We start from the raw sequence: 861 nt of genomic DNA, 5'->3' as shown, positions 1-861 counted from the left end.
GGCGGTTTGGTGGACTTTGAAGCGGAAGTTGTCACCTGTGACATCAGCGATGCCTTGCGCGTCAACTTCCCTGGCTCACCCCCATCCCGGCTTTTCGCCGTGGCCGACGGCAAGACTAAGGTCCGTGACACCACCGTCGCGGATGCCGGGTCGTACCACGGTGTCGTTGCCCTGGAATCGGCGGGGGCTATCGGCGACGCAACGGTGCAGGTGGAGAGCGTCTACACCCAACTGGTTCCCAACGCGCGGACGGAAGTCAGTGCGCTCGACCAGCGGCCTTCCGCACAGCGATCCTTGGTCTTGGCCGAGACGCCACGGCTTGTTACCGTTGGCGCCGCGCCGCACAGCAAGCGCATCAAGATCGGGCAGGAAAACCGCGGCTTCAATTTCGTTGACATCCTGCGGCCGTTCCCGGCTGCGAACTCCTTGGTGGTTTCCTTCCGGGCGCTCGGTAGTTGGTACACCATCCAGGACGACGGTCTCGGCAACCTGACGGGCACGGGGGTTGGCACCGTCAACTACGACAACGGCTCCATCGCCGTAACGTTCCCCTCGATGCCAGACGTTGGCTCATCCATCATCTACTCGTGGGGTGAGAAGTCTGCGTACACCAACCGATCTGCCGCCATCGGTTTTCGGATGCCCGAATTGTCGTGGACCGTACCGCACTCCCCCTTGGAACCAGGGTCCGTCGTCGTGACCTGGGAGTCTGGGGGTGTGTTGAAGACCGCAACCGACAACGGCACAGGCGGTTTCACCGGAGACGCTACAGGCAGCATCACGTACAACAGCGGGTTCATCTCCCTCAAACCTTTGGCGATGATCGACCCAGGCGGCGAGTTCAACACCGAATACGCCTAC

General features: G+C 61.9%; 1 protein-coding gene. It reads left to right on the top strand.

What is annotated here, in order from left to right; genetic code table 11:
• Positions 1–861 (top strand): hypothetical protein (locus tag I6F10_RS19990; RefSeq protein WP_197099314.1); only part of this gene is annotated, 861 nt, incomplete at both ends.

It is taken from the genome of Pseudoalteromonas sp. SWYJZ98, from assembly GCF_015864495.1.
Classification (GTDB): domain Bacteria; phylum Pseudomonadota; class Gammaproteobacteria; order Enterobacterales; family Alteromonadaceae; genus Pseudoalteromonas; species Pseudoalteromonas distincta.
This window is presented reverse-complemented; position numbering and strand designations above follow the sequence as displayed.